The following is a 260-nucleotide window of genomic DNA, read 5'->3' as shown; positions in this document are numbered from 1 at the left end:
CCGGCATTGGCCATGAGCGCGACAGCACGCTGCCGGACGAGGTGGCCCACCAGCGCTTCGATACGCCCAGCAAGGTGATCGCGGGCATCGAGCACCAGATCCTGCAGCGCACACGCGAGGCACGCATTGCGGCCGAGGCGGTGTTCACGGCGGCGGGCCGTCTCACCCAGCGCGTGCGAGCCGAGGCCGACCGCAGCGAGGCCCAGGTGCGCGCCGATGCCGAGGCCCATCTCGCCCGAGCCAGGCATGACAGCACCCAG

The 260-nt window shown here is 71.9% G+C and carries 1 pseudogene; it reads left to right on the top strand.

Features of this window, described 5'->3' with window-relative positions:
- Positions 1-260, top strand: a pseudogene (locus NFX52_RS30555) (exodeoxyribonuclease VII large subunit); the annotation flags it as partial.

Source organism: Acidovorax facilis, assembly GCF_023913775.1.
Taxonomy (GTDB): Bacteria; Pseudomonadota; Gammaproteobacteria; order Burkholderiales; family Burkholderiaceae_C; genus Acidovorax; species Acidovorax facilis.
Note: the sequence above shows the minus strand (reverse complement) of the source record. Positions and strands in the feature narration are given on the sequence as shown.